At 71.9% G+C, this 25,188-nt stretch carries 28 protein-coding genes, 1 tRNA gene and 1 riboswitch; of the genes, 25 read left to right on the plus strand and 4 right to left on the minus strand.

The features are described from left to right. The first annotated feature begins 413 nt into the window (after positions 1-413). The 8 genes from fdh to BMY89_RS04830 all read left to right on the plus strand — a co-directional run bounded on the left by fdh (position 414) and on the right by BMY89_RS04830 (position 9,577). Entirely contained in the window at positions 414-3,704 is a 3,291-nt protein-coding gene (gene fdh / locus BMY89_RS04795; RefSeq protein ID WP_269766844.1) for a formate dehydrogenase, read from the plus strand. Between the two features lie 116 nt (positions 3,705-3,820). After that, the gene (locus BMY89_RS04800; protein WP_092377352.1) at positions 3,821-4,663 is read left to right on the plus strand and encodes a 4Fe-4S dicluster domain-containing protein; all 843 of its coding nucleotides are present in this window, start codon (positions 3,821-3,823) and stop codon (positions 4,661-4,663) included. A 167-nt stretch (positions 4,664-4,830) separates the two neighbouring features. Further along, the gene (gene nrfD, locus BMY89_RS04805) at positions 4,831-5,775 is read left to right on the plus strand and encodes an NrfD/PsrC family molybdoenzyme membrane anchor subunit (RefSeq protein WP_372433264.1); all 945 of its coding nucleotides are present in this window, start codon (positions 4,831-4,833) and stop codon (positions 5,773-5,775) included. Positions 5,776-5,850: 75 nt separating this feature from the next. Then, positions 5,851-5,946: transfer RNA gene (locus BMY89_RS04810), tRNA-Sec, on the plus strand. 20 nt (positions 5,947-5,966) lie between these two features. Beyond that, positions 5,967-7,268: an L-seryl-tRNA(Sec) selenium transferase gene (selA, locus tag BMY89_RS04815; protein ID WP_092375638.1), complete on the plus strand. Its 1,302-nt coding sequence runs from the start codon at positions 5,967-5,969 to the stop codon at positions 7,266-7,268. Positions 7,269-7,270: 2 nt separating this feature from the next. Then, a complete protein-coding gene (gene selB / locus BMY89_RS04820) occupies positions 7,271-9,028 on the plus strand; it encodes a selenocysteine-specific translation elongation factor (protein ID WP_092375641.1) in 1,758 nt (585 codons plus the stop codon). A gap of 91 nt (positions 9,029-9,119) precedes the next feature. Beyond that, positions 9,120-9,317 (plus strand): hypothetical protein, encoded by a 198-nt coding sequence (locus BMY89_RS04825; RefSeq protein WP_092377355.1) that lies wholly within the window; start codon positions 9,120-9,122, stop codon positions 9,315-9,317. A 71-nt stretch (positions 9,318-9,388) separates the two neighbouring features. Then, entirely contained in the window at positions 9,389-9,577 is a 189-nt protein-coding gene (locus BMY89_RS04830) for a hypothetical protein (RefSeq protein ID WP_092375644.1), read from the plus strand. Positions 9,578-9,583: 6 nt separating this feature from the next. Here the strand turns inward: BMY89_RS04830 and BMY89_RS04835 are convergent, their stop codons facing one another. Beyond that, entirely contained in the window at positions 9,584-10,231 is a 648-nt protein-coding gene (locus tag BMY89_RS04835) for a hypothetical protein (protein ID WP_092375646.1), read from the minus strand. Between the two features lie 126 nt (positions 10,232-10,357). On the opposite strand from BMY89_RS04835, the gene BMY89_RS04840 reads away from it, so the two are divergent. After that, positions 10,358-10,564 carry a hypothetical protein gene (locus BMY89_RS04840; protein WP_092375649.1) on the plus strand — a complete coding sequence of 69 codons (207 nt, stop codon included), beginning with the start codon at positions 10,358-10,360 and terminating at the stop codon, positions 10,562-10,564. A 3-nt stretch (positions 10,565-10,567) separates the two neighbouring features. Here the strand turns inward: BMY89_RS04840 and BMY89_RS04845 are convergent, their stop codons facing one another. Genes BMY89_RS04845 through BMY89_RS04855 form a run of 3 tightly spaced genes read right to left on the minus strand, consistent with a single transcriptional unit; the run spans position 10,568 to position 12,216 of the window. Next, complete coding sequence (locus BMY89_RS04845) at positions 10,568-11,044, minus strand: hypothetical protein (protein ID WP_092375652.1); 477 nt, start codon at positions 11,042-11,044, stop codon at positions 10,568-10,570. After that, complete coding sequence (locus tag BMY89_RS04850) at positions 11,041-11,256, minus strand: phosphatidylethanolamine-binding protein (protein WP_092375655.1); 216 nt, start codon at positions 11,254-11,256, stop codon at positions 11,041-11,043. The genes BMY89_RS04845 and BMY89_RS04850 overlap by 4 nt, the downstream gene beginning before the upstream one ends. A 42-nt stretch (positions 11,257-11,298) precedes the next feature. After that, a complete protein-coding gene (locus BMY89_RS04855; protein ID WP_092375658.1) occupies positions 11,299-12,216 on the minus strand; it encodes a universal stress protein in 918 nt (305 codons plus the stop codon). Positions 12,217-12,352: 136 nt separating this feature from the next. Here BMY89_RS04855 and BMY89_RS04860 point away from each other — a divergent pair, with 136 nt between their 5' ends. The 16 genes from BMY89_RS04860 to BMY89_RS04935 all read left to right on the plus strand — a co-directional run bounded on the left by BMY89_RS04860 (position 12,353) and on the right by BMY89_RS04935 (position 25,008). Further along, positions 12,353-13,099, plus strand: a complete 747-nt coding sequence (locus BMY89_RS04860; protein ID WP_092377358.1) for an SAM-dependent methyltransferase — start codon at positions 12,353-12,355, stop codon at positions 13,097-13,099. A gap of 62 nt (positions 13,100-13,161) precedes the next feature. Then, complete coding sequence (locus BMY89_RS04865) at positions 13,162-14,340, plus strand: PP2C family protein-serine/threonine phosphatase (protein ID WP_092377361.1); 1,179 nt, start codon at positions 13,162-13,164, stop codon at positions 14,338-14,340. A gap of 56 nt (positions 14,341-14,396) precedes the next feature. Beyond that, the gene (locus BMY89_RS04870; protein WP_092375661.1) at positions 14,397-14,855 is read left to right on the plus strand and encodes a MarR family winged helix-turn-helix transcriptional regulator; all 459 of its coding nucleotides are present in this window, start codon (positions 14,397-14,399) and stop codon (positions 14,853-14,855) included. 324 nt (positions 14,856-15,179) lie between these two features. Further along, entirely contained in the window at positions 15,180-15,773 is a 594-nt protein-coding gene (locus BMY89_RS04875; protein ID WP_092375664.1) for a cardiolipin synthase ClsA, read from the plus strand. Next, on the plus strand, positions 15,770-16,687 hold the full coding sequence (locus tag BMY89_RS04880) for a DUF881 domain-containing protein (RefSeq protein WP_092375667.1): 918 nt from the start codon (positions 15,770-15,772) through the stop codon (positions 16,685-16,687). Before BMY89_RS04875 ends, BMY89_RS04880 begins: the two co-directional genes overlap by 4 nt. After that, positions 16,687-17,019: a small basic family protein gene (locus BMY89_RS04885; protein WP_092375669.1), complete on the plus strand. Its 333-nt coding sequence runs from the start codon at positions 16,687-16,689 to the stop codon at positions 17,017-17,019. Before BMY89_RS04880 ends, BMY89_RS04885 begins: the two co-directional genes overlap by 1 nt. Before the next feature lie 9 nt (positions 17,020-17,028). Further along, positions 17,029-17,979 (plus strand): DUF881 domain-containing protein, encoded by a 951-nt coding sequence (locus BMY89_RS04890; protein ID WP_092375672.1) that lies wholly within the window; start codon positions 17,029-17,031, stop codon positions 17,977-17,979. A gap of 56 nt (positions 17,980-18,035) precedes the next feature. After that, positions 18,036-18,416, plus strand: a complete 381-nt coding sequence (gene gcvH, locus BMY89_RS04895) for a glycine cleavage system protein GcvH (protein WP_092377364.1) — start codon at positions 18,036-18,038, stop codon at positions 18,414-18,416. Between the two features lie 218 nt (positions 18,417-18,634). Then, positions 18,635-19,087 carry an oxoglutarate dehydrogenase inhibitor Odhl gene (gene odhI / locus BMY89_RS04900; protein WP_013733916.1) on the plus strand — a complete coding sequence of 151 codons (453 nt, stop codon included), beginning with the start codon at positions 18,635-18,637 and terminating at the stop codon, positions 19,085-19,087. Between the two features lie 50 nt (positions 19,088-19,137). Then, positions 19,138-19,836 carry a transcriptional regulator FtsR gene (gene ftsR, locus BMY89_RS04905; protein WP_175510299.1) on the plus strand — a complete coding sequence of 233 codons (699 nt, stop codon included), beginning with the start codon at positions 19,138-19,140 and terminating at the stop codon, positions 19,834-19,836. Positions 19,837-20,012: 176 nt separating this feature from the next. Next, positions 20,013-20,477 carry a bifunctional nuclease family protein gene (locus tag BMY89_RS04910; protein ID WP_092375678.1) on the plus strand — a complete coding sequence of 155 codons (465 nt, stop codon included), beginning with the start codon at positions 20,013-20,015 and terminating at the stop codon, positions 20,475-20,477. Between the two features lie 177 nt (positions 20,478-20,654). Continuing rightward, on the plus strand, positions 20,655-21,239 hold the full coding sequence (locus BMY89_RS04915; protein WP_092375680.1) for a MerR family transcriptional regulator: 585 nt from the start codon (positions 20,655-20,657) through the stop codon (positions 21,237-21,239). A gap of 427 nt (positions 21,240-21,666) precedes the next feature. Next, on the plus strand, positions 21,667-22,065 hold the full coding sequence (locus BMY89_RS04920) for a group I truncated hemoglobin (protein WP_092375683.1): 399 nt from the start codon (positions 21,667-21,669) through the stop codon (positions 22,063-22,065). Positions 22,066-22,067: 2 nt separating this feature from the next. Continuing rightward, positions 22,068-23,246: a globin domain-containing protein gene (locus BMY89_RS04925; RefSeq protein WP_092375686.1), complete on the plus strand. Its 1,179-nt coding sequence runs from the start codon at positions 22,068-22,070 to the stop codon at positions 23,244-23,246. Beyond that, positions 23,243-23,968, plus strand: a complete 726-nt coding sequence (locus tag BMY89_RS04930) for a DivIVA domain-containing protein (RefSeq protein ID WP_232521071.1) — start codon at positions 23,243-23,245, stop codon at positions 23,966-23,968. The genes BMY89_RS04925 and BMY89_RS04930 overlap by 4 nt, the downstream gene beginning before the upstream one ends. A gap of 125 nt (positions 23,969-24,093) precedes the next feature. Beyond that, complete coding sequence (locus BMY89_RS04935; RefSeq protein WP_092375689.1) at positions 24,094-25,008, plus strand: NAD-dependent protein deacetylase; 915 nt, start codon at positions 24,094-24,096, stop codon at positions 25,006-25,008. Between the two features lie 62 nt (positions 25,009-25,070). After that, positions 25,071-25,168: riboswitch (glycine riboswitch) on the plus strand. The last annotated feature ends 20 nt before the right edge of the window (positions 25,169-25,188 follow it).

The raw sequence follows: 25,188 nt of genomic DNA on the forward strand, positions 1-25,188 counted from the left end.
CCGGCCAGCGGCGTCTCCCCGTACACCAGGATGCTCGACCAGCGGCGGCCGTAGCTGGCTGGCCTTGTTAAGAGGGGGCCCTTCCTATACACCAGACGTTAACAAGGGGCCCCTCCTTACACCTGAGCCGTGTGACGGCGATCACCGCAGGGGTAGGAAGAGACGAACCGGGTAACCTGTTGACTCGGATGTCGGTGTGATCCAGTGTCCCCGGGCCTCACCTAAATTGCCGTCGCGGAATACCGTCCGGCTGGAGCCGCGTCGCGCCACTCGCCGAGAGGCGACCTGCGCACCGACATCCACCGTCGCCCCCGGCCCGATTCGGGCCGGGGGCGACGTCTTGTGCAGGTTCGACCGAGGTGGGTCGCCGACCGGGTCCGACTGTCCTAAGGTCGAGACCGGAGGTGTCGAGCGTGGGGCTGCGGGATGTGTTGCTGGGCTGGCCGGTCTACCGGCAGCTCACCGGCGGCGACCCGCTGGGCCGGGGCGCGGCGGCGCAGTCCGCCCGCACGGCGGGGCTCACCGCCCGTACCGAGGATGCCGACCGGGTGGCCCGTTCGGTCTGCCCGTACTGTGCCGTCGGCTGCGGTCAGCGGGTTTTCGTAACCGACAACCAGGTCACCCAGATCGAGGGCGACCCGGACAGTCCGATCTCCCGGGGCCGGCTCTGCCCGAAGGGGTCGGCCAGCAAGAGCCTGGTCACCAGCCCGTTGCGGCAGACCACGGTGCGCTACCGGCGGCCGTACGGCACCGAGTGGGAGGACCTGGATCTCGACACCGCGCTCGACATGATCGCCGACCGGGTGCTGGCCGCACGGGCGCAGACCTGGGAGGACGTCGACGCGCAGGGGCGGCCGCTCAACCGGACGATGGGCATCTCCAGTCTGGGCGGGGCCACGTTGGACAACGAGGAGAATTACCTCATCAAGAAGTTGTTCACCGCGATGGGGGCGCTCCAGATCGAGAACCAGGCCCGTATTTGACACTCCGCCACCGTCCCCGGTCTGGGGGCCAGCTTCGGTCGCGGTGGCGCGACGGACTTCCAGCAGGACGTGGCGAACGCCGACGTCATCGTCATCCAGGGCTCGAACATGGCCGAGGCCCATCCGGTGGGCTTCGGCTGGGTGATGGAGGCGAAGCGGCGGGGGGCCAAGGTCTTCCACGTCGACCCGCGGTTCACCCGCACCAGCGCGGTGGCTGACGCGTACCTGCCGATTCGCGCGGGCACCGACATCGCGCTGCTCGGCGGGGTGGTGAACCACATCCTCGCCAACGAGTTGGACTTCCGGGAGTACGTGCTGGCGTACACCAACGCGGCCACGATCGTCAGCGACGATTTCGTCGACGCCGAGGACGCCGATGGTCTCTTCTCCGGGTTCGACGCGGCGACCGGCAGCTACGTGCAGGACAGCTGGCAGTACGCCGGCCACGAGCGGGATTCCGGCAGCGGTCACACGGCCGACGAGCGGGACACCGCCGCCGGACTGCGCCACGAGTCGCACGGTGCGCCGGTGGCCGGCCAGACGGACCGGGACGAGACTCTGCGGCATCCGCGCTGCGTCTACCAGATCCTCAAGCGGCACTTCGCCCGCTACACCCCGGAGATGGTGGAACGGGTCTGTGGGCTGCCGCGGGAGAAGTTCCTGGAGCTGGCCCGGGCCTGGACGGAGAACTCCGGCCGGGAGCGCACCGGCTGCCTGATCTACTCGGTGGGCTGGACGCAGCACACGGTCGGGGTGCAGTACATCCGAACCGGGGCGATCATCCAGCTGCTGCTGGGCAACGTGGGTCGGCCGGGTGGTGGGGTGCTGGCGTTGCGCGGACACGCCAGCATCCAGGGGTCGACGGACATCCCGACCCTGTTCAACCTGCTGCCCGGCTACCTGCCGATGCCGCATCACGCCCAGCATCCCGACTTCGACGCCTGGGTGGACAGCATCCGGCACCCGGGCCAGAAGGGCTTCTGGGGCAATGCCCGCGCCTACGCCGTGAGCCTGCTGAAGGCGTACTGGGGGGATGCGGCCACGCCGGACAACGATTTCTGCTACGGCTATCTGCCCCGGCTCACCGGCGATCACGGTACCTACCAGCAGGTCCTCGACATGATCGACGGCAAGATCAAGGGCTATTTCCTGCTCGGCCAGAATCCGGCGGTCGGTTCGGCCCACGGTCGCGCGCAGCGGCTGGGCATGGCCAACCTGGACTGGTTGGTGGTCCGCGACCTTTTCATGATCGAGAGCGCGACGTTCTGGCAGCGTGGCCCCGAGGTGGCCACCGGTGAGATCGTCCCGGAGCAGTGCCGCACCGAGATCTTCTTCCTGCCGGCCGCGTCCCACGTGGAGAAGGAGGGCACGTTCACCCAGACCCAGCGGCTGTTGCAGTGGCGTGAGAAGGCGGTCGACCCGCCCGGCGACGCCCGCTCCGAGCTGTGGTTCTTCTACCACCTGGGGCACAGGCTGCGGGAGAAGCTGGCCGGCTCGGCGCTGCGCCGCGACCGGGCGCTGCTGGAGCTGACCTGGGACTACCCCACGCACGGTCCGCACGCCGAGCCGGACGCCGAGGCGGTGCTGCGTGAGATCAACGGGTACGACACCAGCACCGGCCGCCCGCTGTCCGCGTTCACCGAGGCCCGTGACGACGGTACGACCGCCGTGGGCTGCTGGATCTACACCGGCGTGTACGCCGACGGGGTCAACCAGGCGGCCCGGCGTCGACCCGGGCACGAGCAGGACTGGGTGGCCGCCGAGTGGGGCTGGGCGTGGCCGGCGAACCGCCGCCTGCTCTACAACCGCGCCTCCGCCGACCCGCAGGGCCGCCCGTGGAGCGAGCGCAAGCGTTACGTGTGGTGGGACGAGCAGGCCGGGCGGTGGACCGGTCACGACGTGCCGGACTTCGAGGTGACGAAACCGCCGTCGTACCGGCCTGCGGCGGGCGCGACGGGCCCGGCCGCGCTGGCCGGTGACGACCCGTTCATCATGCAGTCCGACGGCAAGGGCTGGCTGTACGCGCCCAGCGGCGTGCTGGACGGACCGCTGCCCACCCACTACGAGCCGGCCGAGTCACCGGTACGCAATCCGCTCTACGGTCAGCAGGCCAACCCGACCCGCAAGATGTACCCGCACCCGGTGAACTCGACGAACCCGAGTCCGCCGCAGGAGAACAGTCAGGTCTTCCCGTACGTGTTCACGGTCAGCCGGCTCACCGAGCACCACACCGCCGGCGGGATGAGCCGGACGGTGGCCCCGTTGGCGGAGCTGCAACCGGAGATGTTCGTCGAGGTGTCCCCGGAGTTGGCCGCGCTGGCCGGGTTGACCCAGTTGGGCTGGGCGCACCTGGTCAGCGCCCGAGCGGTGATCGAGGCGAGGGTGCTGGTCACCGACCGGCTCACGCCGCTGCGGGTGGACGGGCGGGTGATCCACCAGCTGTGGCTGCCGTACCACTTCGGGTTCGAGGGGCTGGTCACCGGCGACTCGGCCAACGACCTGTTCGGCATCACCCTCGACCCGAACGTGCTGATCCAGGAAAGCAAGATCGGCACCTGTGACGTCCGGCCGGGTCGCCGGCCCACCGGCGGCGCCCTGCGCGATCTGGTGGAGGATTACCGCACCCGGGCCGGCGTCGTGCCCGGCACCACGCCGCCGGCGGTCACTCCCGGTGGGCCGGAGGCTGCCGCCGAACCCGGCGACGGAGAGGGGAACCGGTGACGGTCGATCCGCAGGACCGCGTGACGCCGGCGTCCACCGCCCCGGCCGGGAGTGCTGACCGGGCATCAGGGGGCGACCCGGTGTCGGCCGCCGGCTGGGTCGACGCGCCGCCGAGGATGGGCTTCTTCACCGACACCAGCGTCTGCATCGGCTGCAAGGCGTGCGAGGTGGCCTGCAAGGAGTGGAACGGGGTGCCCACCTCCGGCCTGGACCTGCTCGGCATGTCGTACGACAACACCGGTGCGCTGACCGCGGACTCCTGGCGGCACGTCGCGTTCGTCGAGCAGCCCCGCCCCGCCGGCCAGCATCCGGCGTCCGCTGGCTCGGCGGAGTTCCTCGGCATGCCGGCGGCCGGACCGCCCGGGCGCACCGGCAGCGCGCAGGGCCGCAGCGACTTCCGCTGGCTGATGATGTCCGACGTGTGCAAGCACTGCACCCGAGCCGGCTGCCTCGACGTCTGCCCGACGGGCGCGTTGTTCCGCACCGAGTTCGGCACCGTCGTGGTGCAGGAGGACATCTGCAACGGCTGCGGCTACTGCGTGTCGGCCTGCCCGTACGGGGTGATCGACCGGCGGGCCGGTGACGGGCGGGTGTGGAAGTGCACGCTCTGCTACGACCGCATCGGCGCCGGAGGCACCCCGGCGTGCGCGCAGGCCTGCCCGACCGAGTCCATCCAGTACGGTCCGCTGGACGAGTTGCGGGAACGGGCCGCCACCCGGGTCGCCACGCTGCATGAGCGGGGGGAGTCACAGGCGCGGCTCTACGGCCACGATCCGGACGACGGCGTCGGTGGTGACGGCGCGTTCTTCCTGCTCCTCGACGAGCCCGAGGTGTACGGCCTGCCACCGGATCCGCAGGTCAGCACCCGCGATCTGCCGAGAATGTGGCGACGTGCCGGGCTGGCCGCGCTGGCCATGACGGCCGCGGCCGTCGGCGCCTTCCTCGGCGGCCGGCGGTGAACCCGGATCGGCCGGCCGTCGGCGACCAGTTCCGCCGATTCCGTGACCGCCTGCGGGCCGCCGGGACGACCTCACCGGCTGGGCTGGGCGCAGCGTCGCGTCCCGGCGGGGCGACGACACCGACGGTCCGGCGTGGGCGCGGTGGGAGTGGCGGCGAGGAGTTGGCGGTGCCTCGGGCGGAGTTCTCCTCCTACTACGGCCGGCCCATCCTCAAGCCGCCGGTGTGGACCTGGGAGATCGCCGCGTACCTGTTCACCGGTGGACTCGCCGCCGGCTCGTCGCTGCTCGCGGCGGGTGGGCAGCTCACCGGGCGACCCGAGGTACGCCGCGCAGGTCGGGTGGTCGCGCTGGCCGCCGTCACCGCCAGCGCCGCGCTGCTGGTGAAGGACCTGGGTCGGCCGGAGCGGTTCCACCACATGCTGCGGGTGGCGAAGCCGACGTCGCCGATGTCGGTGGGCACCTGGATTCTCGGCGCCTACGGGCCGGCCGCCGGGCTCGCCGCCGTCGCCGAGGTGGCACCGCTGCTGCCCGATCGGGGTCCACTCGGGCTGGCTCGCCGGGTGTTGCCGCCGGTGGGGCGGGCCGCCGGGTTGGCCGCCGCGGCGAGCGCACCGGCGCTAGGCACCTACACGGCGGTGCTGCTGGCGGACACGGCCGTGCCGTCGTGGCACGAGGCGTACCCCCACCTGCCGTTCGTCTTCGCGGGCAGCGCCCTGGCCAGCGGCGCGGGGGTGGGGCTGCTGGCCGTGCCGCCGGCGCAGGCCGGCCCGGCCCGCCGGATGGCGGTCCTCGGCGCCGGCCTGGAGCTGTTCGGCGCGCATCGGGTGGAGACTCGCCTGGGCCTGCTCGGTGAGCCGTACCGGATCGGTCGGCCCGGCCGCCTGCTGCGCGCCGGCCGGGCGCTGACCGTCGCCGGGGTGGCCGGCGCTGTGCTGGGCGGGCGCAGCCGGGTCGTCTCGGCGCTCTCCGGTGTCGCGTTGCTGGCCGCGTCGGTGGCTACCCGGTTCGGTGTCTTCCAGGCCGGCGTCGCCTCGGCGCGGGACCCGAAGTACACGGTGCTGCCGCAGCGGGAACGTCTCGACCGGCGGCGGGCGGCCGAAGGGGACCGGTAGGCGCGATCCGACGACGGGTAGGCGCGATCCGACTCGGCCGCGCAGCCGCCGCCGAGCTGTGATCCAATGCTCGGTGGAGGCGTTCAGGCGGCTGGTGCCCCTCCCGGTCTTCAAAACCGGTGTGGCCCGGGACCCGGGCCAGGCGGGTTCGATTCCCGTCCGTCTCCGCCAGGCTGCGAGGAGATGACGCGATGAGCGACGGCGTCGACCCGCGGCGTCGGGTGCCGCGTACCGACGCGCTGTTGGCGCAGCCGCGGCTGGTCGCCGCCGCCGCCAACCTGGGCCGCGACCTCGTCAAGACCGCCGTTCGGCAGGCCCAGGACCGGGCCCGCCGTGGTGAGATCACCCCCGACGAGGTACCCGACGTGGCGTTGGCCGCGCTGCCGTCGACCGGGCCGCGGGCCGTGCTCAACGCCACCGGCGTGGTGCTGCACACGAATCTCGGCCGGGCCGCGCTCTCCGACGCGGCGATGGTGGCGATGACCGCCGCCGCCGGGCACACCGACGTCGAACTGGACCTGAGCACCGGGCGGCGGGCCCGACGCGGTCGGGACACCATGGCCGCCCTCGCCGCCGCCGTACCGGCCGCCGAGGCGGTGCACGTGGTCAACAACGGTGCCGCCGCCCTGGTCCTCGCGGCCACCGCGCTCGCCGCCGACGCGGAGATCGTGGTCAGTCGGGGTGAGCTGGTGGAGATCGGCGACGGTTTCCGGCTGCCCGATCTGCTGACCAGCACCGGCGCGCGGCTGCGGGAGGTCGGTACCACCAACCGGACCACCGTGGCCGACTACGCCGCCGCCGTCGGTCCCCGCACCGGTTTCGTCCTCAAGGTGCACCCGTCCAACTTCCGGGTCACCGGGTTCACCTCCGCGGTGCCGGTGCGGCGGCTCGCCGCCCTCGGTGTGCCGGTGGTCGCCGACATCGGCTCCGGGCTGCTCGCCCCCGACCCGCTGCTGCCCGACGAGCCGGACGCCGCGAGCACCCTGCGCGACGGGGCGGCCCTGGTCACCGCCAGCGGCGACAAGCTGCTCGGCGGTCCGCAGGCCGGGTTGCTGCTGGGCACCGCCGAGATGGTCGAGCGGCTGCGCCGGCATCCGCTGGCCCGGGCGTTGCGGGTGGACAAGCTGACCCTGGCCGCCCTGGCCGGCACCCTCGGCGACCGGGCCACCCCGACCCGCGGCGCCCTGCACGCCGACGCGGCGGCGCTGCGCGAGCGCACCGAACGGCTGCGCGACGCGCTCGCCGGCGACGGTCGAAAGGTCGAGGTGGTGCCGTCCGTCGCGGTGGTCGGTGGCGGCGGTGCCCCCGGCGTCGAGCTGGACTCGTGGGCGTTGAGCCTGCCCGAGCGGTACGCCGCGCCGCTGCGTACGGGAGATCCGCCGGTGCTCGGCAGGGTGGCTCGTGGTCGCCTGTTGCTGGACCTGCGCTGCGTGCCCGAGCACGCCGACGCAGGTGTGCGCGCCGCCGTGCTGGCCGTGCCGGGAGACGACTGAGGATGCTGGTGGTGGCGACCGCCGGGCATGTCGACCACGGCAAGTCCACGCTGGTGCGGGCGCTGACCGGGATGGAACCGGACCGGTGGGCGGAGGAACGGCGTCGGGGCATGACCATCGACCTGGGGTTCGCCTGGACGGTGCTGCCCTCGGGTGGCACCGTGGCGTTCGTCGACGTGCCGGGGCACGAGCGGTTCGTGCCGAACATGCTCGCCGGCGTGGGTCCGGTGCCCGCCGCCGTGGTGGTGGTGGCGGCCGACGAGGGGTGGATGCCGCAGTCGGCCGAGCACGTGGCGGCGTTGGACGCGCTCGGCGTCGGGTACGGACTGCTGGTGGTGACCCGCGCGGACCTGGCCGATCCGGGGCCGGCGCTGGCCCGGGCCCGGGCGGAGCTCGCGGTGACCTCGCTGGGCACGGTGGAGGCCGTCGCGGTCAGCGCGGTCACCGGCGTCGGCCTGCCCGAGCTGCGCGACGCGCTCGACCGGCTGGCCGTCCGGCTGCCGGCGCCGGCTCTCGACGGGCCGGTCCGGCTCTGGGTCGACCGCAGCTTCACCGTTCGCGGCAGCGGCACGGTGGTCACCGGCACCCTGGGCGCCGGTCGGCTGCGGGTCGGTGACGAGCTGGAGCTGGCCGGCACCGGCGAACCGGTCCGGGTGCGGGGCCTGCATCGGCTCGGTGCGCCCTGCGCCGAGGCTGGGCCGGTCGCCCGGGTGGCGGTCAACCTGCGCGGCGTGCCCCGCGATCGGTTCGCCCGCGGCGACGCACTGCTGAGCCCCGGCCGGTTCCGCGCGACCGACCTGGTCGACGTGCGCCTGGCCGGCGACCCGGTGGCCGACCTGCCGGCGACGCTCACCCTGCACGTGGGCTCCGCCGCCGTGTCGGCCCGGGTACGTCCGCTGGGCGGGGACACCGCCCGACTGCGCCTCGGTCGCCCGCTGCCGCTGCTGGTGGGGGATCGGGCGCTGCTGCGTGACCCGGGTCGCCGTCATGTCGTCGGCGGGATCACCGTGTTGGACGTGCTGCCGCCGCCGCTGGGCAGGCGGGGCGCCGCGGCGGCCCGGGCGAGGGTCCTGGCCGGCCTGGACGGCCGCCCCGACCTGAGCGGCGAGCTGCGCCGCCGGGGCCTGGTCCGGGCCGGTGACCTGGTTCGCGCCGGCGTGCCGGTGACCCTCGCTCCGGTGGTGGGGGACTGGCTGGCGGATCCGGGGCACTGGCGGATGCTGGCCGACCGGCTCGCCGCCACCGTCGCCGACCATGCCCGCCGGCATCCGCTGGAACCGGGCATCCCGGTCGAGGTGCTGCGCCAGCACCTGGACCTGCCCGCGCGGGCACTGGTCGAGGCGCTGGTGCGGCCGCCGCTGCGGCTGGTCTCCGGTCGGGTGGTGGCCCCCGGGTCGGATCCCTTGCCCGAGCCGGTGATCCGCGCGCTCGCCCTGGTCGGTGAGGACTACGCGGCACACCCGTTCCGTGCCCCGGACACCGACCGGCTCACCGCCGTCGGGTTGGGTACCCGGGAGATCGGTGCGGCGGTACGCGCCGGTGTGCTGTTGCGGCTGACCGGCAACGTGCTGCTGCTGCCCGGCGCACCGCGGCAGGCGGCGCGGGTGCTGGCCGATCTGCCGCAACCGTTCACGCTCAGCGCCGCGCGGCAGGCCCTGGACACCACCCGCCGGGTGGCGGTTCCGCTGTTGGAGCTGCTGGACCGGCAGGGGCTGACCCGCCGGCTGCCCGACGACGCCCGGGTGGTGGTCACGGATTGAGCGCGTCCGGGAGGAGCGCGTCCGGGAGGAGCGCGTCCCGGATTGAGCACATCGCAGGTGGGGATCGGGGGTGGACGCCTACCGTGACCTGATGGACCCTTCCGCCGTCTGGCGGGACAAGCAGCACCGATGGCGGATCGAGGCGTACCGGGCGCCGGACCTGCGGTTCGCCATCTTCGCCACCAACGGCACCACCGAGTCGGTGCCGCTGTGGCTGTTCGGCATGTCGGCGTTGGCCCGCTGGCTGATGAGCCACAAGATCTCGCTGGACGACCTGGAGGTCGACTGAGGTGTCGCCCGGACGGGGGACATTCCCGCTGGTAGCCGACATGACGGCGCTGCCGCCCTACGGTACGAGCTGTGAAGGACCAAGGCATCCGGAAATTCGTCGCGGTGCTGGCCGGCCTCGCCGTGATCTACTTCGGCACCACCGGCCGCTCGCCGGAAGAAGAGGGCAGCGGAATCTCCGGCGGGCTGGTGGTGTTGGCGCTGCTCGCCGCCCTGCTGGTCTGGCACCTGACCAGGCCGGGTGGCAACGCGGCCAAGTGACGACGTTCAGCGGGCCGTCCCGGCGCGGCTGAGCTGCCCCGCCGACTCCTCGCCGAGCGCCACCCGGACCAGCGCCGAGGCGAGCCGACCGAAGTCGACCTCGTCGACCAGTCCGGCCAGCCGGTCGGTGGCGGCGGGCAGGCCCAGCCGCTTGGCCCCGGCGACCGCCCGCCGGTCCACGTACGGGCGCAGTTGCGGCCAGACCGTCTGCACCTCGCGCAGGAAGATGTCCGCGCCGGTGGGCCCGATGCCGGGGAACTCCGTCAGCAGGCGACGCAGCATCGGCGGCTGCCCCCCTGCCTCCCGGTGCAGCCGTCGCAGGTCACCTCGCCAGCGGTCCAGGCACAGCCGGGCACCGGTGCCGAGCATCGTGGCGGTCCGCTCGTCGTAGCGGCGGTAGTGTCCGCGCCCCAGCGCGTCGACCCGCTCCTGCCAACTCGCCGCCTCCATGGCCTGCGGGGTGCGGTAGCCGGCCGCGAAGAGTTCCCGCGCCGCCGCCACCCCCACCTGCGCCCGGATCCGGGTGCTGAGCAGGGTGACGAGGACCAGCAGCTGGTACAGCGGTGCGGGCCGGTCGGCGAGCGCGATGCCCGCCTCCTCGGCGTACGTGGGGCGGGTGAGCAGAGTTCGCGCCACCGCCTGTTGGTCGCCCATCCTGGGGGTGTACCCGCACCGGGCCCAGCTATGACCGTCGCCGCGGAATGCCACCGTCGGCGGCGGGTAAGCCGCCGGTGGACGCGGCAGGCGCCGCGTCGCCGTACCCCGCGAAGGGAGACGACCGTGACGAACCCGCAGCAGCAGGAGCTTCGGCGCAACGCCCTGGGCGCCACGAGCCAGGACAGCAAGGGGCCCGGGCCCACGGGCCATCCCCGCAACCGCGGTACCTCGTCCGGGGACACCGGTCGCCCGGTACCCCGCGGGCAGGTGTCGCCGTTCGGCCCGGCTGCCCCGCAGGTGGCCGAGGACGACAGCGAGCGCCGCCGCTAGTCCCTAGTGACGTGTCGTCCCTGACGGCCGCAGCCGGTTCCAGGTGGCTGCGGCCGTCAGGCCGTACGCGAGGTGCGGGACCAGGTCGGCGACCCAGTCGATCCGCCGCCACGTCCGGGGGTCGGCGACACCGAGCAGCGCCAGCGAGCCGTCGGTCATGGTCATCACGCCGCCGCCGAGCAGTGCGGCGGCCCGCAGCAGCGGCTGCCGCCGGCCCCGGGCCAGCATCGCGAAACCGACCGTCGCGGCCATGCCCAGGCCGTAGCCCAGCAGGGCGCCGAGGCCGGAACGACGGTTGGCCGCCTGTTCCTTCGACCCCAGGTTCAGGTGTGCCGCGCCGGCCAGCTTGCCGGCACTCTCGTCCGGGGTCTGGCTGGCCGGCCGCGCCCGGGCCGTCATGTCGAGGTAGGTCACGATGTTGAGGGCCGTGGTGCCCACCGCCCCGGCGATCAGGCTGTCGGCCAGGTCGGTGCCTTTCACTTCTTCGGATCTCCCGGTTCGCGGTTGCCCTTGGGGCCGTAGGTGCGCTCACCTCGCACGATGCCGCGCTGCCCCCGATCTCCCTGCAGGATCCGGTTGGCGGCCTCGTCGGCCTTCTGGTCCGGCATGCGCCGACCGGAGCCGTCGATCGCGTTGCGGAGTCGGGCCCGCTGCTTGTCGTAGGCGTTGCTGCCCGGCCGAGGTCCTGGCATCGCTGTCTCCCCTGGTCGTCGCCGGTATCGTCCGCGGCCCGTCTACCCGCCTGCGCCGTCGCCAACCCCGCCGGCCGCCGCGCGAGGTGGGCGCACCACCGCGACCGGACAGCGGCTGTGGTGCAGCAACGACTGGCTCACCGACCCCAGCAGCAAACCGGTCAGCTCGCCGCGCCCCTGACCCCCCACCACCAGCAGTTGCGCCCGCTGGGATGCCTCGGTGAGCACCTTCGCGGCGCGACCGCGCACCGACTGCCGGGTGATCGGCACCTCCGGGTACCGTTCGGTCAGCCCGGCGATGGCCTCGGCTACCGTCCGGTCCTCCTCGGCCCGCAGCTCCGACTCGTCGTACACCAGCGGCTGCATGTCGCCCGGTCCGTTGGAGACCGGATGCCGGTAGGCGTGCAGCGCGGTCACCCCGGCACCGCGCAGGGCCGCGGTCCGCACGGCGAACTCGACGGCGTGCCGGGACAGCTCGGAACCGTCCACACCGACCACGACCGGGCCGTCGGGTCGCTGCGCGCCGCGGGCCACCAGCACCGGGCAGTCGGCGTACGCGGCCAGCTTCACCGCGACCGAGCCGACCACCAGCGCGGTGAATCCGCCCAGACCGCGATCACCGATCACGATCAACTCCGCGCTGGGCGCCTCGTCGAGCAGGAGCGCGGTGGGTTCACCGTCGATGATCTCGCCGGTGACCCGCAGCCCCGGCGCGATCGTCTCGGCCTCGTCCACCGCGTCGGCGACCAGCTGTTCGGCCTGCGTGCGCAGCCCGCCGCCGGGTGCGCCCTCGGTGGTCGGCCGGATCGGCGAGTGCACCAGGGGCCAGATGAACGCGTGCACCACGCGCAGCGGCCGTTGCCGCCGGGCCGCTTCCGCGGCGGCGAGCCGGACCGCGGCGAGCGCCGGCTCGGAGCCGTCCACGCCGACCACCACCGCTGTGCCGCTGGCCGAGTTCACCGCCACCTCCCGCTGTGGGCCGACGTCGAGACCGGTTTGGGCCAGTATCGCGGCCGGTCGTGGTCAGCGGGGCGATACCGGCAACCGGCGCGATGTCGGTACGCTGGCGGCGACCGCCTGGGAGGGAGCGTCGTCGATGGTGGAGCCCGACCAGCCGAGTACCGCCCGGATGATCGATTTCTGGCTCGGTGGGGCGCACCACTACCCGGTCGACGTGGCCGCCGCCCGCGCCTTCGAGCAGGCGTACGGGCCGTGTGCCCCGGTCTTCCGGGCGCTGCGCGCCTTCCTGCGCCGCGCGGTGCGCGCGATAGCCGCCACCGGGGTGGACAGTTTCCTGGTCTTCGGTGCCGGGGTGCCGACCATGGGCAATGTGCACGAGGCGGCGCCGGACGCGACGGTGCTCTACTCCGACGTGGACCCGGTCACCATCCGTCTCGGGCAACGTGTCCTGGCCGGCAGCGACCGGGCGGGCTACGGCTTCGGGGACGCCACGGACATCGGCACCGTCGACCCGGTGCTGCTGCACCGGTTCGTGCCGGGTTGGGGCCGGCGCCCGGTGGGGGTGGTGTTCCTCGGGCTCGCCGCCTTCCTCGACGACGAGACGCTGGCGCGCACCCTCGACGAGCTGTACGTGGCGGCGGCGCCGGGCAGTCAGCTGGCGATCGACTTCGACACCGAGGAGCTTGCCGGCCACCCCGAGGCGCTGGCCCTGATGGGGCCGGAGTTCCGGATGCGCCCACCGGCCGCGTTCGGCCCGTTGCTGGGCCGTTGGGAGCCGACCGCGGACGGCATCGTGCCGATCTCCCGATGGCGGCCGGAGGGTGGTGCGGAGGACGTGCCGGAAGCCTTCTACGGCGCTGTGGCGGTGCGGTCGGCCGGGTGACCATGGGCGGTAGCGCCTCCGTATGATGCTTGCCCCAGGGCAAGTATTTTCGGAGGATGGTCATGGCGGATGCGCCCACCGGGGTTTCCCGCGCCTTGCGCGAGGCCCCGCCCGACCGTGTGGTCGAGGCCGCCGACCTGGCCATCCGGTCGATCCTCGGTGCGTCGGGCACCGCCGTGTTCATCGCCGACTATCGGATCAGCGGGCTGTGGCCGGTGCTCGACTCGCGACAGCCGGGCATGGCCGGGCAGGCGCTCCAGGGTACGGTGCAGCGCTGCTTCAGCAGCCAGCAGCCGGTTCGCACGGCCGGCGACGACGGCCGGAGCCGGCTCTACGTCCCCCTGTCGGTGTGGGGCGAACGACTGGGTGTGCTCATGGTCGAGCTGCCCGGGGAGCCGCCGGAGACGGTGGTGCGCCGGGCGGTGGACATCGCCGGCGAGGTGGCACTGGCGCTGCGTGCGGCGGACCGCAAGACCGACCGTTATCGGCGGGCCTGCCGGCAGGAGCGGCTGAGCATGGCCGCCGAGCTGCAGTGGGAGCTGCTGCCCGGGCGTAGCGTGAGCCACGGCTCGTTTCACCTGGCGGGGCAGCTCGAACCGGCGTACACGGTCGGCGGCGATCACTTCGACTGGTCGCTGGACGACGGGCGGCTCACCGTCACCGTGCTCAACGGTGACGGCATCGGGCTCACCGCGACCCTGCTGACCGTGGTGACGGTCAACGCGATGCGCAACGCCCGCCGCTCCGGTGGCGGTCTGGTGGAGCAGGCCGAGCTGGCCTCCGACACGGTCTTCTACCAGCACCAGGGTCACCGGCACGTGGCCACCGTGCTGCTCGAACTGGACAGTGCGACCGGACGGGTACGGGCGGTGGACGCCGGCTCTCCGCACCTGCTGCGGTTACGGGGCGGCAGCGTCTCGCGGGTCGCGTTGGAGCAGCAACTGCCGCTCGGCATGTTCGCCGAGACCCGCTACGACCTGCAGGAGTTCGATCTCGACCCGGGCGACCGGCTGTTCGTCGTCTCCGACGGGGTGTGGGCAGCCGATCCGAGCGGCCGGGAGACGTACGGCGAGCGGGCGATGGCCCGGTCGATGCGGGCCACACGGTTGCAGCCGCCGACCGACGCGGTTGGTACGGTGATGCGCGAGTTGCAGGCCTTTCACGCGGAGGCCGATCTGCGTGACGACGCGGTCGTCGTCTGTCTGGACTGGCGGGGTCTCGCCGGCCGGGAGCACGGTTGACGAGCGGCGTCGGAGCGGTCGGACAGGACCAGCGGGACAATCGCAGGGGACATCGGGTGGAGCGACCGGATCTGGCCGCGTCGATCGACGCGGCCGCCGAGGTGCTGGTGGGTGTACTCGACACCGCTGTCTCCCGGCACCGGCTCTCGGTTTCGCCGACCCAGCTCCGGGTGTTGTCTCTGCTCAGCGACCGGCCGGAGATCAACGTCAATGGACTGGCGGAGCTGCTGGACGTGGTCCCCTCCTCGGCCAGCCGGCTGTGTGACCGCCTGGAGGCGATCGGTCTGGTGCGCCGGATGGCCGACCCGAGGGATCGCCGGGAGGTGCGTCTGATTCCGACCGCGGCGGCGGAGTCGCTGCTGGGGGAGGTGCGGTCGCGCCGGCACGAGGCGGTGCAGGCCGTGTTGGACCGAATGCCGGCGCGCATGCAGCAGGACCTGCTTCGGGCGTTGCTGGCGTTCGCGCAGGCGTCGGCGAGCACCGGAGCCCCGGACGCCTCGGCCCGGAGCGCCTGAGATCCTCCGTCCACTAGTGTCCTAGGATGCCGTACGGGCCGTGAAGCCCGTCACACCAGCCAGCCGGACAACCCGGCACGAACTCGCTGGGCACCAGAAACACGGACGCGGCCCGTATAGTGGCAGCGCATCCGGCGGCCCCGAGATCATCGACGGTGGACGGCGGGCCGGGGGAGGTCCCAGACCGGGATCGGGGGTTGTCGGCGTCAGCCGGCTGGACAGCGCGTACGACGCTCCATGGCGGACCAGGGCCGCGGTGGCCGAGCGTGTCGCGGAGGAGGTTCGGTGTCGCGTCGGGCGGAGCAACCGCAGGCCCGTGACGGCATGGCACAGCAGCCCGATGACCGGGTGCTCACCTGGCCCAATCTGATCAGCTTTCTCCGCCTGCTGGGCGTACCGCTCTTCCTCTACCTGTTCCTGGTGGCACGCGCCGACGTGGCCGCGGTGGTGGTGTTGGCCGTCGGTGGCACCAGCGACTGGGTGGACGGCTGGATCGCCCGCCGGCTGCGACAGGTCAGCCGCCTCGGCGAGCTGCTCGACCCGCTCGCTGACCGGCTCTACATCCTAGCCACCCTGATCGCGTTCACCGCCCGTGAGGTGGTGCCCTGGCAGTTCACCGCCGTGCTGCTGGCGCGGGAGCTGCTGTTGCTCGGATCGCTGGCCGTGCTGCGGCGGCACGGCTACGGGCCGCCGCCGGTGCACTACGTCGGTAAGACCGCCACGTTCCTGTTGCTGGCCGCGTTTCCGCTCCTGCTGCTCGCCGCTGCGGTGCCCGCCGCGGAGGCGGCCGCTGAGGCGGTGGGCTGGGCGCTGGCGTGGTGGGGTCTGGTGCTCTACTGGGTCGCCGGGGCGCTCTATGTGATCCAGGCGCGTCAGCTGGTGCGGGCGGTACGCGGTGGGGAAGGAGGCCCGGCATGAGTGACGGTTCGGGCGAGGGCCGGCGCTCCGCGCGGGCATTCACCCCCGATTTCCTCACCGAGTTGTTCCGTAACCCGTTGGATCCGGGCTACGCCGACGCCGCGGCCCAACGCGCGAAGACCGGGCGGCCGGCGCGGCCGGGCTGGTCGGTCGGTCCGGTCGGCCTCGCCGTGATCGTGCTGCTCGGTTTCCTGTGCGCGGTGGCCTACCGGCAGACGATGGCCGAGGAGCCGGGGCGTGCGCAGGCGCGCTCCGGTCTGGTGGCCCAGATCAAGCAGCGGCAGGACGAGACGGACGTGTTGTCGGCGCGCGCCGACGAGTTGCGAGCCGAGGTCAACCGGCAGCGGGAGGCGGCCCTGGGTGGTTCCCAGGCGGCGCGGCTGCGGGACCTGGAGGCGAGCACGGGTCTGGGGCGGGTGCGGGGCGACGGCGTGGTGGTGCGCCTGGCGGACGCCCCGAAGGGCCAGGATGTCATCAGTGGCGCCAACGTCGGTCCGCCGCAGGTGCTCTACCTCGATCTGCAGGCGGTGGCCAACGACCTGTGGAGTGTCGGAGCGGAGGCGATCGCGATCAACGGGCAGCGGCTGACGGCGACCTCGACGATCCGTAACGCCGGCGAGGCGATCCTGGTGGACTTCCGGCCGGTGACCGGGCCGTACGAGGTGTCGGCGATCGGCCCGGGTTCGATGCGCGAGCGGTTCGACACCAGCAACAGTGCGTTGACGATGCGCAAGGTTGCCCAGAACACCGGGATCTCGTTCGATGTGCGGGACGCCGACGACCTCACTCTGCCGGCGGCTCCGGAGCCGCGGCTACGCTACGCGGAGCCTGCGGTGAGTCCGAGTCTGTCGCCGTCGGCTGAAGTCGAGCCGTCCGGCTCGGGAACGTCTCCCAGCCCCTCCGGAGGTGGTTGATGATCGCGGTGCTGGCTCTGCTGGCCGGTGTGGCGCTCGGGCTGTGGCTTGATCCCACGGTGCCGGCGGCGTTGCAGCCGTACCTGCCGATCGCGGTGGTGGCCGCCCTGGACGCGGTCTTCGGTGGGGTTCGGGCGAAGCTGGACCGGATCTTCGACGACAAGCAGTTCGTGGTGTCGTTCATCTCGAACGTGCTGGTCGCGGCGCTGATCGTGTATCTGGGTGACCAGTTGGGAGTGGGCGGGCAGTTGTCCACCGGTGTGGTGGTCGTGCTGGGAGTTCGTATCTTCGGCAATGTGGCGGCGATCCGCCGGCACCTGTTCCGGGCGTAGGTTTGTGGCGTGAGTGACGAGCACACGGAGACGGGCACGGGGTGGCCGCAGCCGGCGGGACCGGATCGGCCGGATGGCCCGGCGGGGGAGCCGGATCCGCGTCCGGACGCGCCGGATCCGGACGAGTTGAGTCCGTTGTCGCCGCAGGAACGGCCGGCGGACGGCGACGGCGACGGGCCGTCGACCGGGCGCGGCGAGGGCGTACCGGCGTCGCCTGCCGATGGTGTGGCGGCGGTGCTCGGTGCGGCGGGGGCGCGGTTGCGGCGGTTCAGTTCGGCGGCGGTGATGATTGCCGTGTTGCTGGTGCTGTTGGGTTTCACCCTGGCGGTGCAGTTGAAGACGACATCGACGGATTCGGCGTTGGCGGCGGCGCGGCAGGAGGATCTGGTCCGGATCCTGTACGACCTGGAGGCGCGGGAGTTCCGGCTGAGGCAGGACATCGCCGCGTTGGAGGAGAGCCAGCGGCAGTTGCGTTCGGGTGAGCAGGGGCGTCAGGCGGCGCTGGAGGAGGCGACCCGGCGGGCGGACGAGTTGGGGATCCTGGCGGGTTCGTTGCCGGCGCGGGGGCCGGGTCTGGCGGTGCGGTTCCAGGCAGGTGCGGCCAAGCCGATCTCGGCGGTTCGGGTGCTCGACGCGGTGCAGGAGTTGCGGGGCGCTGGTGCGGAGGCGATGCAGATCTCCGGTGGTGACCGTGCGTCGGTGCGGATCGTGGCGTCGACGTTCTTCCTGAACGGGGAGAGCGGGTCGTTGATCGTGGACGGGCGGCGGTTGACGGGGCCGTTCGTGATCACGGTGATCGGGGATGCGTCGACGATGCGTACGGCGCTCAACATTCCTGGTGGGGTGGTCGCGCAGGTGGCGGGCGACGGCGGTAACGTGACCGTTGAGGATCGTGAGGTTGCTGAGGTTTCGGCGCTGCACGTGCCCCGCCCGCTGGAACACGCCCGTCCGGTCGCTTGAGGCCGGCGGGGCCGGCACCGGTCGGTCCGGTGTCGCGATGGATGAGGACGCTGCTGGTGATTCCTGAGGATCTGCGTTACACCGCCGAGCACGAGTGGGTGGCTGCCGCCGATGGCGGGGCCGTACGGGTCGGCATCACCCATTTCGCGCAGGATGCTCTTGGCGACATCGTGTATGTGCAGTTGCCGGAGGCCGGTGTGGTGGTGGCGGCCGGTGAGTCGTTGGGCGAGATCGAGTCGACCAAGAGTGTGTCGGAGATCTACGCCCCGCTGGCCGGTACGGTGTCGGGGCGCAACGAGGCGCTGGTCGACACGCCGGAGCTGATCAACTCGGATCCGTACCGTGCGGGTTGGTTGGTGGAGATCACTCCGGCGGACCCGGCGGTGGTTGACGGGCTGTTGAGCGCGGATGCGTATCGCGAGTTGACCGAGAGCTGAGCGTTTCCTCTGCCGGCGGGTCGGTATCTGTGCCGCGCGTCCGGTTGCCCTGATTTTCGGCGCTGGCTAGGCTCGCCCAGTCGACCGAGAACCCATTAGTTGAGCGTCGCGGACAGCCTTTCGGGGCATGGAGAGCCAGCCGCCGGGTGGATAAGAGCCCGGCGGCCAGACCCGCCGTCGTCCGACGCCGACCGAAACAGATCCGTGAGGTGGTCCCCATGACTCGCCCAGGCGACGAGTTCCCCCCGCTCGACGTCACGTCGACGCTCAATCTCGGTTCGCTCGAGGAAGCGCTGGAGGGGCCGGACACTGATGTGGTGCCGAGCCGGATGTCCGGTTCGTTGCCGCCGGGGATGGCGCTGCTGGTGGTCCGGCGTGGTCCGAATGCGGGCGCACGGTTCCTGTTGGATCATGATGTGACGACCAGCGGGCGGCATCCGGACAGTGACATTTTTCTCGATGATGTGACGGTGTCGCGTCGGCATGCGGAGTTCCACCGGGATGGTGGGACGTTCACGGTGCGGGACGTGGGCAGTTTGAACGGCACGTACGTGAACCGGGAGCGGGTCGAGGCGGCGACCTTGACCAACGGTGACGAGGTGCAGATCGGCAAGTTCCGGGTGGTGTTCATCGCCGGTCCGCGCCCGGAGGGGGAGGCCGGCCGGGGGTGAACGAGCCTGCGGCCTTCAGGTCGTCCGGGGTGGGTCGCGCTGAGTCGTTGATGAGCATCGGCGAGGTGTTGGCCCAGTTGCGGGCGGATTTTCCGGACGTGACGATTTCGAAGCTGCGGTTTCTTGAGGCTGAGGGTCTGGTGGAGCCGCAGCGGACGGCGGCGGGTTACCGGAAGTACGGCTGGGATGATGTGGCGCGGCTGCGGTTCGTGTTGACCGCGCAGCGCGATCAGTATCTGCCGTTGCGGGTGATCCGGGAGCAGTTGGCGCAGTGGGATGCCGATGGTGCGGCGGCGGAGCGGTCGCGGCCGGCGTTGGTCGCGGTGGGTCCCGATGGTGAGGTGCCGGGTCGTGCGGCTCAGCCGGTGGAGTCGGCGCAGGTGCGGCTGGACCGGACGGAGCTGGTGGCGCGCAGTGGGCTCGACGAGTCGACGTTGGGCGAGTTGGAGCGGCTCGGGCTGGTGGTGTCGGATCCGCCGGGTTGGTACGACGCTGACGCGTTGATCATCGCGGAGGCGGTGGCGGGTCTGGCGGCGTACGGGTTCCAGCCTCGGCATCTGCGTGGTTTTCGGACGGCGGCCGATCGTGAGGTCGGGTTGTTCGCGCAGTTGGTGGCGCCGTTGGCGCGGCAGAGTGATCCGGCGGCGCGGGCGCGGGCGGCGGAGACGGCGCGGGAGTTGGTGGCCCTGTCGCAGCAGTTGCATGCGGCGCTGGTTCGGGTGGGGTTGCGTTCGACGCTGGGGCGTTGAGGTGTGCGTGTGCGGTACCGGTGGTGGTGTCGGGGCGTGGCGTAGGCTTGCCGGGGTAACCCCTCTTCTGGCACGGACGTGGTGCGGGCAGCGCGTGGGATGGCCTTGTCGCGGTCCGTGTACCGTGCAGGGAAGGGCGCGGTGCGGGCGTAGGTGACAACGACACGGAGGCGGCGGTGCGCGAGCTGAGCGTGGTCGGGGTTCGGGTGGAGTTGCCCAGTAACCAGCCGATCGTCCTGCTCAGGGAGGTCGAGGGGGACCGCTATCTGCCGATCTGGATCGGCGCGGTCGAGGCGACGGCGATCGCTTACGAGCAGCAGGGTGTCAAGCCGGCGCGTCCGTTGACCCATGATCTTCTGCGGGATGTGTTGGCGGCGTTGAAGGCGCCGTTGCAGGCGGTGGAGATCACCGAGCTGAAAGAGAACGTGTTCTTCGCTGATCTGTTGATCGGTGACGGGGTGCGGGTGTCGGCTCGCCCGAGTGATTCGATCGCTCTGGCGTTGCGGGTCGGTGCGCCGATTCGTTGTGCGGAGCAGGTCCTCAGTGAGGCGGGGATCGTGATTCCCGACGAGCAGGAGGACGAGGTGGAGAAGTTCCGGGAGTTCCTGGAGCAGGTGCGTCCGGAGGACTTCGCGGGCTGAGTCTGGTCCCCGCCGGCGGCGTGACTGTCGGTGATGGTGATGGTCATCGCTGTCTATGCGCGGCGTGTCGCGTCGGTTTCTCCGTGGTAACCCCTGGCGGTCGCTATAGGGTTGCCGTGTCGAGGGGTGCGCGTCCCGGAAACGACGTGGCACCGCACTGACGGGGAGGTTGTCCGGATGCACGAGCCGCGAGATTCCGATCCGGGAACGGGACTGGACGAGCCGGGTGGGACGCCTGGTTCGGCAACTGACGGTGACGGTGCGGTGGGGTACCGGGGTGTGACGGCGTGCCAGGCGGTGGGGATCAGCTACCGCCAGTTGGACTACTGGGCGCGTACGTCGTTGGTGGTGCCGAGCGTGCGGGACGCGTCGGGTTCGGGTACGCAGCGGTTGTACTCGTTCCGCGACCTGGTGGTGTTGAAGGTCGTGAAGCGTCTGTTGGACGCCGGGGTGTCGTTGCAGAACATCCGTAAGGCGATCGATGCGTTGCGGTCGCGTGGGGTGGAGGATCTGGCGGGCATCACGTTGATCTCTGATGGGACGACGGTGTACGAGTGTCGTTCTCCGGAGGAGGTGGTCGATCTGTTGCAGGGCGGCCAAGGGGTGTTCGGCATCGCGATCGGTGGTGCCTTCAAGGAGATCCAGGGTTCGTTGTCGCATCTTCCGGCGGAGCCCGCGGCGGTGTCCGCGGTGCAGGAGCCGGAGGCGGCGCCCGTGGGCGACGAGTTGGCGGCGCGTCGGGCGCGGCGTCGGGCTGGCTGAGGCGTCTCGGGTTCACCGACGCGCCCGGGTGGGTGCGGGCCAGGTGGATCGTTCGGGCGGTGCTGTTGATGACGCAGCGTCTCGGGGTGCGGGTGGATTCCGGTGGGCGGTAGGTCCGTCGTGTGTGGCCGGTCGATGGTTGTCGGTGCTGGTTGGGTGGCGTGCGGGTTGCTGGGTGCCCGGTCGCGGTGACCGCAGCGCGTGACTGTCTGTTGGCGCTGAGCGAGGGTCGGGCCCGGTTTCGGTCACTGTTCGTGGTCGGTCGTTGTCGGGAACCTGATAGGTCGGCGGTGACGGGTCCGACGCGGCACGCTATCGTCCGACACGGTCTGCTGGTGTCGCTGCCGTCGCGCGGTCACCGGTGTGCCAGCGGTTCGTCGCTCTGCGCGCCGATGCCGCGTGTCCCCTCACGACGGAAGGAACGACCGTGACGGTTACCGAAGAGACCGCCCCTGCGTCGCATTACGAACGCATCGGTGGCGCCAGCTCGGTCAAGGCCGCGGTGGAGCTGTTCTACGAGCGGGTCCTCGCCGACCCGGAGCTTGCCGGCTACTTCGCCGATGTGGACATGGCTGGTCAGCGTCGGCATCTGGCGCTCATGCTGACGGTGGTGCTGGGCGGCCCGAACGAGTACACCGGCCGTGATCTGGCCTCGGCGCATCAGCCGTTGAACATTCCGGTGGCGCACTACGTCAAGGTCGGTGAGCACTTGACGGCGACGTTGGTGCAGCTGGGGGTGCCGGGCGACATCATCACCGACGTGCAGGCGGTGCTGGCGCAGGTGCAGGACCAGGTGGTGGCTTCCGGGGACCCGGCGGGCGCCTGAGCGTGGACGTCTCTCGTCTCAAGCAGAGCTGGTCCCTGGTCGCCGCGAACGGTGACCAGGTGCCGCTCTACTTCTACTCGACGCTGTTTCTGGCGTATCCGGAGACCCGGCAGATGTTCCCGACCAACATGGCGGGGCAGCGGGATCGGTTGGTCAACGCGCTCGGTCACATCGTGTCCCAGGTGGACCAGGTGGATCGGCTGGTCGGTTTTCTGCAGGATCTCGGCGCCGACCACCGCAAGTTCGCGGTGCGGGCGGAGCATTACCCGGCGGTGGGGGAGGCGTTGCTGGCGACGCTGCGGCATTTCCTCGGTGACCAGTGGACGGACGAGCTGGCGCAGGACTGGGCGGCGGCGTACGGGTTGGTGGCGAAGGTGATGACCGAGGCGGCGCAGGCCGCTGAGGCGACGAATCCACCGTGGTGGGTGGCGGAGATCGTCGGGCATGAGCGGCGGGCGTTCGACGTGGCTGTGTTGACGTTGCGCCCGCAGTATCTGTTGCCGTTCAACCCGGGCCAGTCGATCGGGGTGTCCCATCCGGCGGTGCGGTCGTGGCGGTACTACTCGCCGGCGAACGCGCCGCGTCCGGACGGCACGGTGGAGTTGCACGTGCGGGCGGCGCCTGGTGGTGCGGTGTCCTCGCGGTTGGTGTACGGGTGCGCGGTCGGTGACCAGCTGCATCTGGCCGCTCCGGTGGGGGATGGGTTGACGTTGCGGTCGGCCGGGTCGGACGATCTGCTGCTGTTGGCCGGTGGTACCGGTTGGGCGCCGTTGAAGGCGTTGGTGGAGCAGGTGGCCGCGGAGGGGTCCCGGCGCCGGGTCGATCTGTACGTGGGGGCCCGCTCGCGCAGCGAGTTCTACGACGCTGACGCCCTCGACAAGTTGACCGCCTCCTGTCCCTGGTTGACGGTGACGCAGGTGGTGGGGTTGGACCTGAACCGGCCGGGGGAGTTCGTGTATCCGGTGGACCGGGCGTTGGCCGACGGTGACTGGCGGTCCCGGCATGTGTACGTGTGTGGTTCCGACGACATGGTGTCGCAGGCGGTGGCCACTTTGATGCGGTCCGGGTTCCACGCCGGGCAGGTGCATCACGAGGGTCTGGGTCGGAACTGGTACGGCTCTGCGTGGCGGACGGCGATGCACCGTCCCGCCACTCCTGACGATTCCGGAGGTCCCCGGTGAGTGAGCCCCGCAGCCGCGAATGGCAGGCCGGTACGGTGAGCGCACCTGCGGTCGGCAGGTACGACGGCGCGCAGGTCGCCGGTGGTGTGCAGGTGCGGTTGACCGCCGACCGGGTGCGGCGGTGGGAGTTCGGGTCGTCGTCGTTCGGTCGGCGCGGCTATGACCACACCGACGTGGACCGGTTCCGGATGCAGGTGGCCGATGAGCTGGATCTGCTGTCGACGCAGGTGGCGAATCTGCGGGCGGAGAACGAGCGGCTCAATGATCACGTGGAGTTGCATCGGCACGGGGTGATCCCGAGTTCCGGTCCGGCACCGAAGGCACCGGCGGCCAAGGAGGTGAATCTGCTTTCGGCGGCGCAGCGGGAGGCCGAGCAGATCATCGCGCAGGCGCACGACTATGCCCGGCGGGTCGCCGAGTACGCCCGTACCCAGTACGAAAGCTATGTGCGGGCGGCGGTGGAGGAGGCCCGACAGGAGGCGGAGCGGGCGGTGCAGGACTACCACGTGGCGGCCGGGCCGACGTTCGACGACGGGGTGGCCGCTCGGGAGGCGCTGCGGATCTACGGCGAGATGATGATCTCGCACATGCAGGCGGCGGCGCGGCATCTCGACGACGGTAGCGAGCAGTTGGCCCGCACGATGGAGCGCATCGGGCAGCCCCAGTCGCCGGCGGTCGCCGCCGGTTCGGCGCGGTCCTTGCCGCGCCACCAGCAGCGCTGACGCGGTCGTGGTCGGCGTTGGCGGCAGCGCGGACGTGGTCTGCGGGTGGGCCGGCGCGGTGGGTGTCCGGCGGGGCGCGGTCGGTGCGAACCGGTGGTGGCGGGCCGCCGGCTGGTTCGTCGGGAATGCCCTGGCTGGGGCAACATGGTCGGGTGGACGATGTGATCGAGCCGGTGGCGGGTCTGGTGGCCGGCGGTCAGGTGGTGGTGCTCAGCGGGGCCGGCTTGTCCACCGACTCGGGCATTCCCGACTATCGGGGGCCCAGTGGCGTTTCCCGCCGGCACACCCCGATGACGTATCAGACGTTCACGGGGGACGCGGCGGCGCGGCGCCGGTACTGGGCCCGTAGTCATCTGGGGTGGCAGCTGATCGCGCGGGCGGCACCGAACGACGGGCATCGCGCGGTGGCCCGTCTGCAGCGCGGTGGCCTGGTGACGGGGATCATCACGCAGAACGTCGACGGCCTGCACACGGCCGCCGGCAGCCGTGACGTGCTGGAGTTGCACGGCCGGTTGGACGAGGTGATCTGTCTGGGCTGTGGGCAGGGTACGGCGCGGCTGGACCTGGATCGGCGGTTGCGGCTGGCCAACCCGGAGTTCGTGGCGCAGGCCGCCGCGATCAATCCCGATGGTGACGTGGATCTCGACGACGCCCAGGTGGCGCGGTTCCGTACGGTCGACTGCCTGAGCTGTGGTGGGTTGCTCAAGCCCGACGTGGTCTTCTTCGGTGAGACGGTGCCCGCCGTGCGGGTGCAGCGGTGTTTCGCGATGGTGGAGCGGGCACGGCTGCTGCTGGTGCTGGGTTCGTCGCTGACGGTGATGTCGGGCCGTCGGTTCGTGCTGCGGGCGGCGCAGCGGGGCGTGCCGGTGGTGATCGTCAACCAGGGGCCGACGCGCGGTGACGGGCACGCCGTGCTGCGGGTGGACGCGCCGCTGGGTCGGCTGCTGCCGGGGTTGGCCGATCGGCTGCTCGGCGGCGGGTCGCCGGTCGGCCCGAGCGCCACCACCGCGCCGGTGGCGCCGGCCTCCGTCGGGCTCTAGGCGGCGGGCCGGGGGGTTCGCTGCGGGCCAGCGGGCCCGCTGGTAGCGTTGATCGCGCCGGTAGCACCGACGCGGGAGAGACCGCCTGGCGGCAGCCGGGCGGCGCCGAAGGGGCAAATCCTCCCCGGAACCTCTCAGGCAGAAGGACCGCGTCGCGTCAGGCACTGTGGAGCGCCCGTG

This window comes from Micromonospora phaseoli, assembly GCF_900109115.1.
Classification (GTDB): Bacteria; Actinomycetota; Actinomycetes; order Mycobacteriales; family Micromonosporaceae; genus Micromonospora; species Micromonospora phaseoli.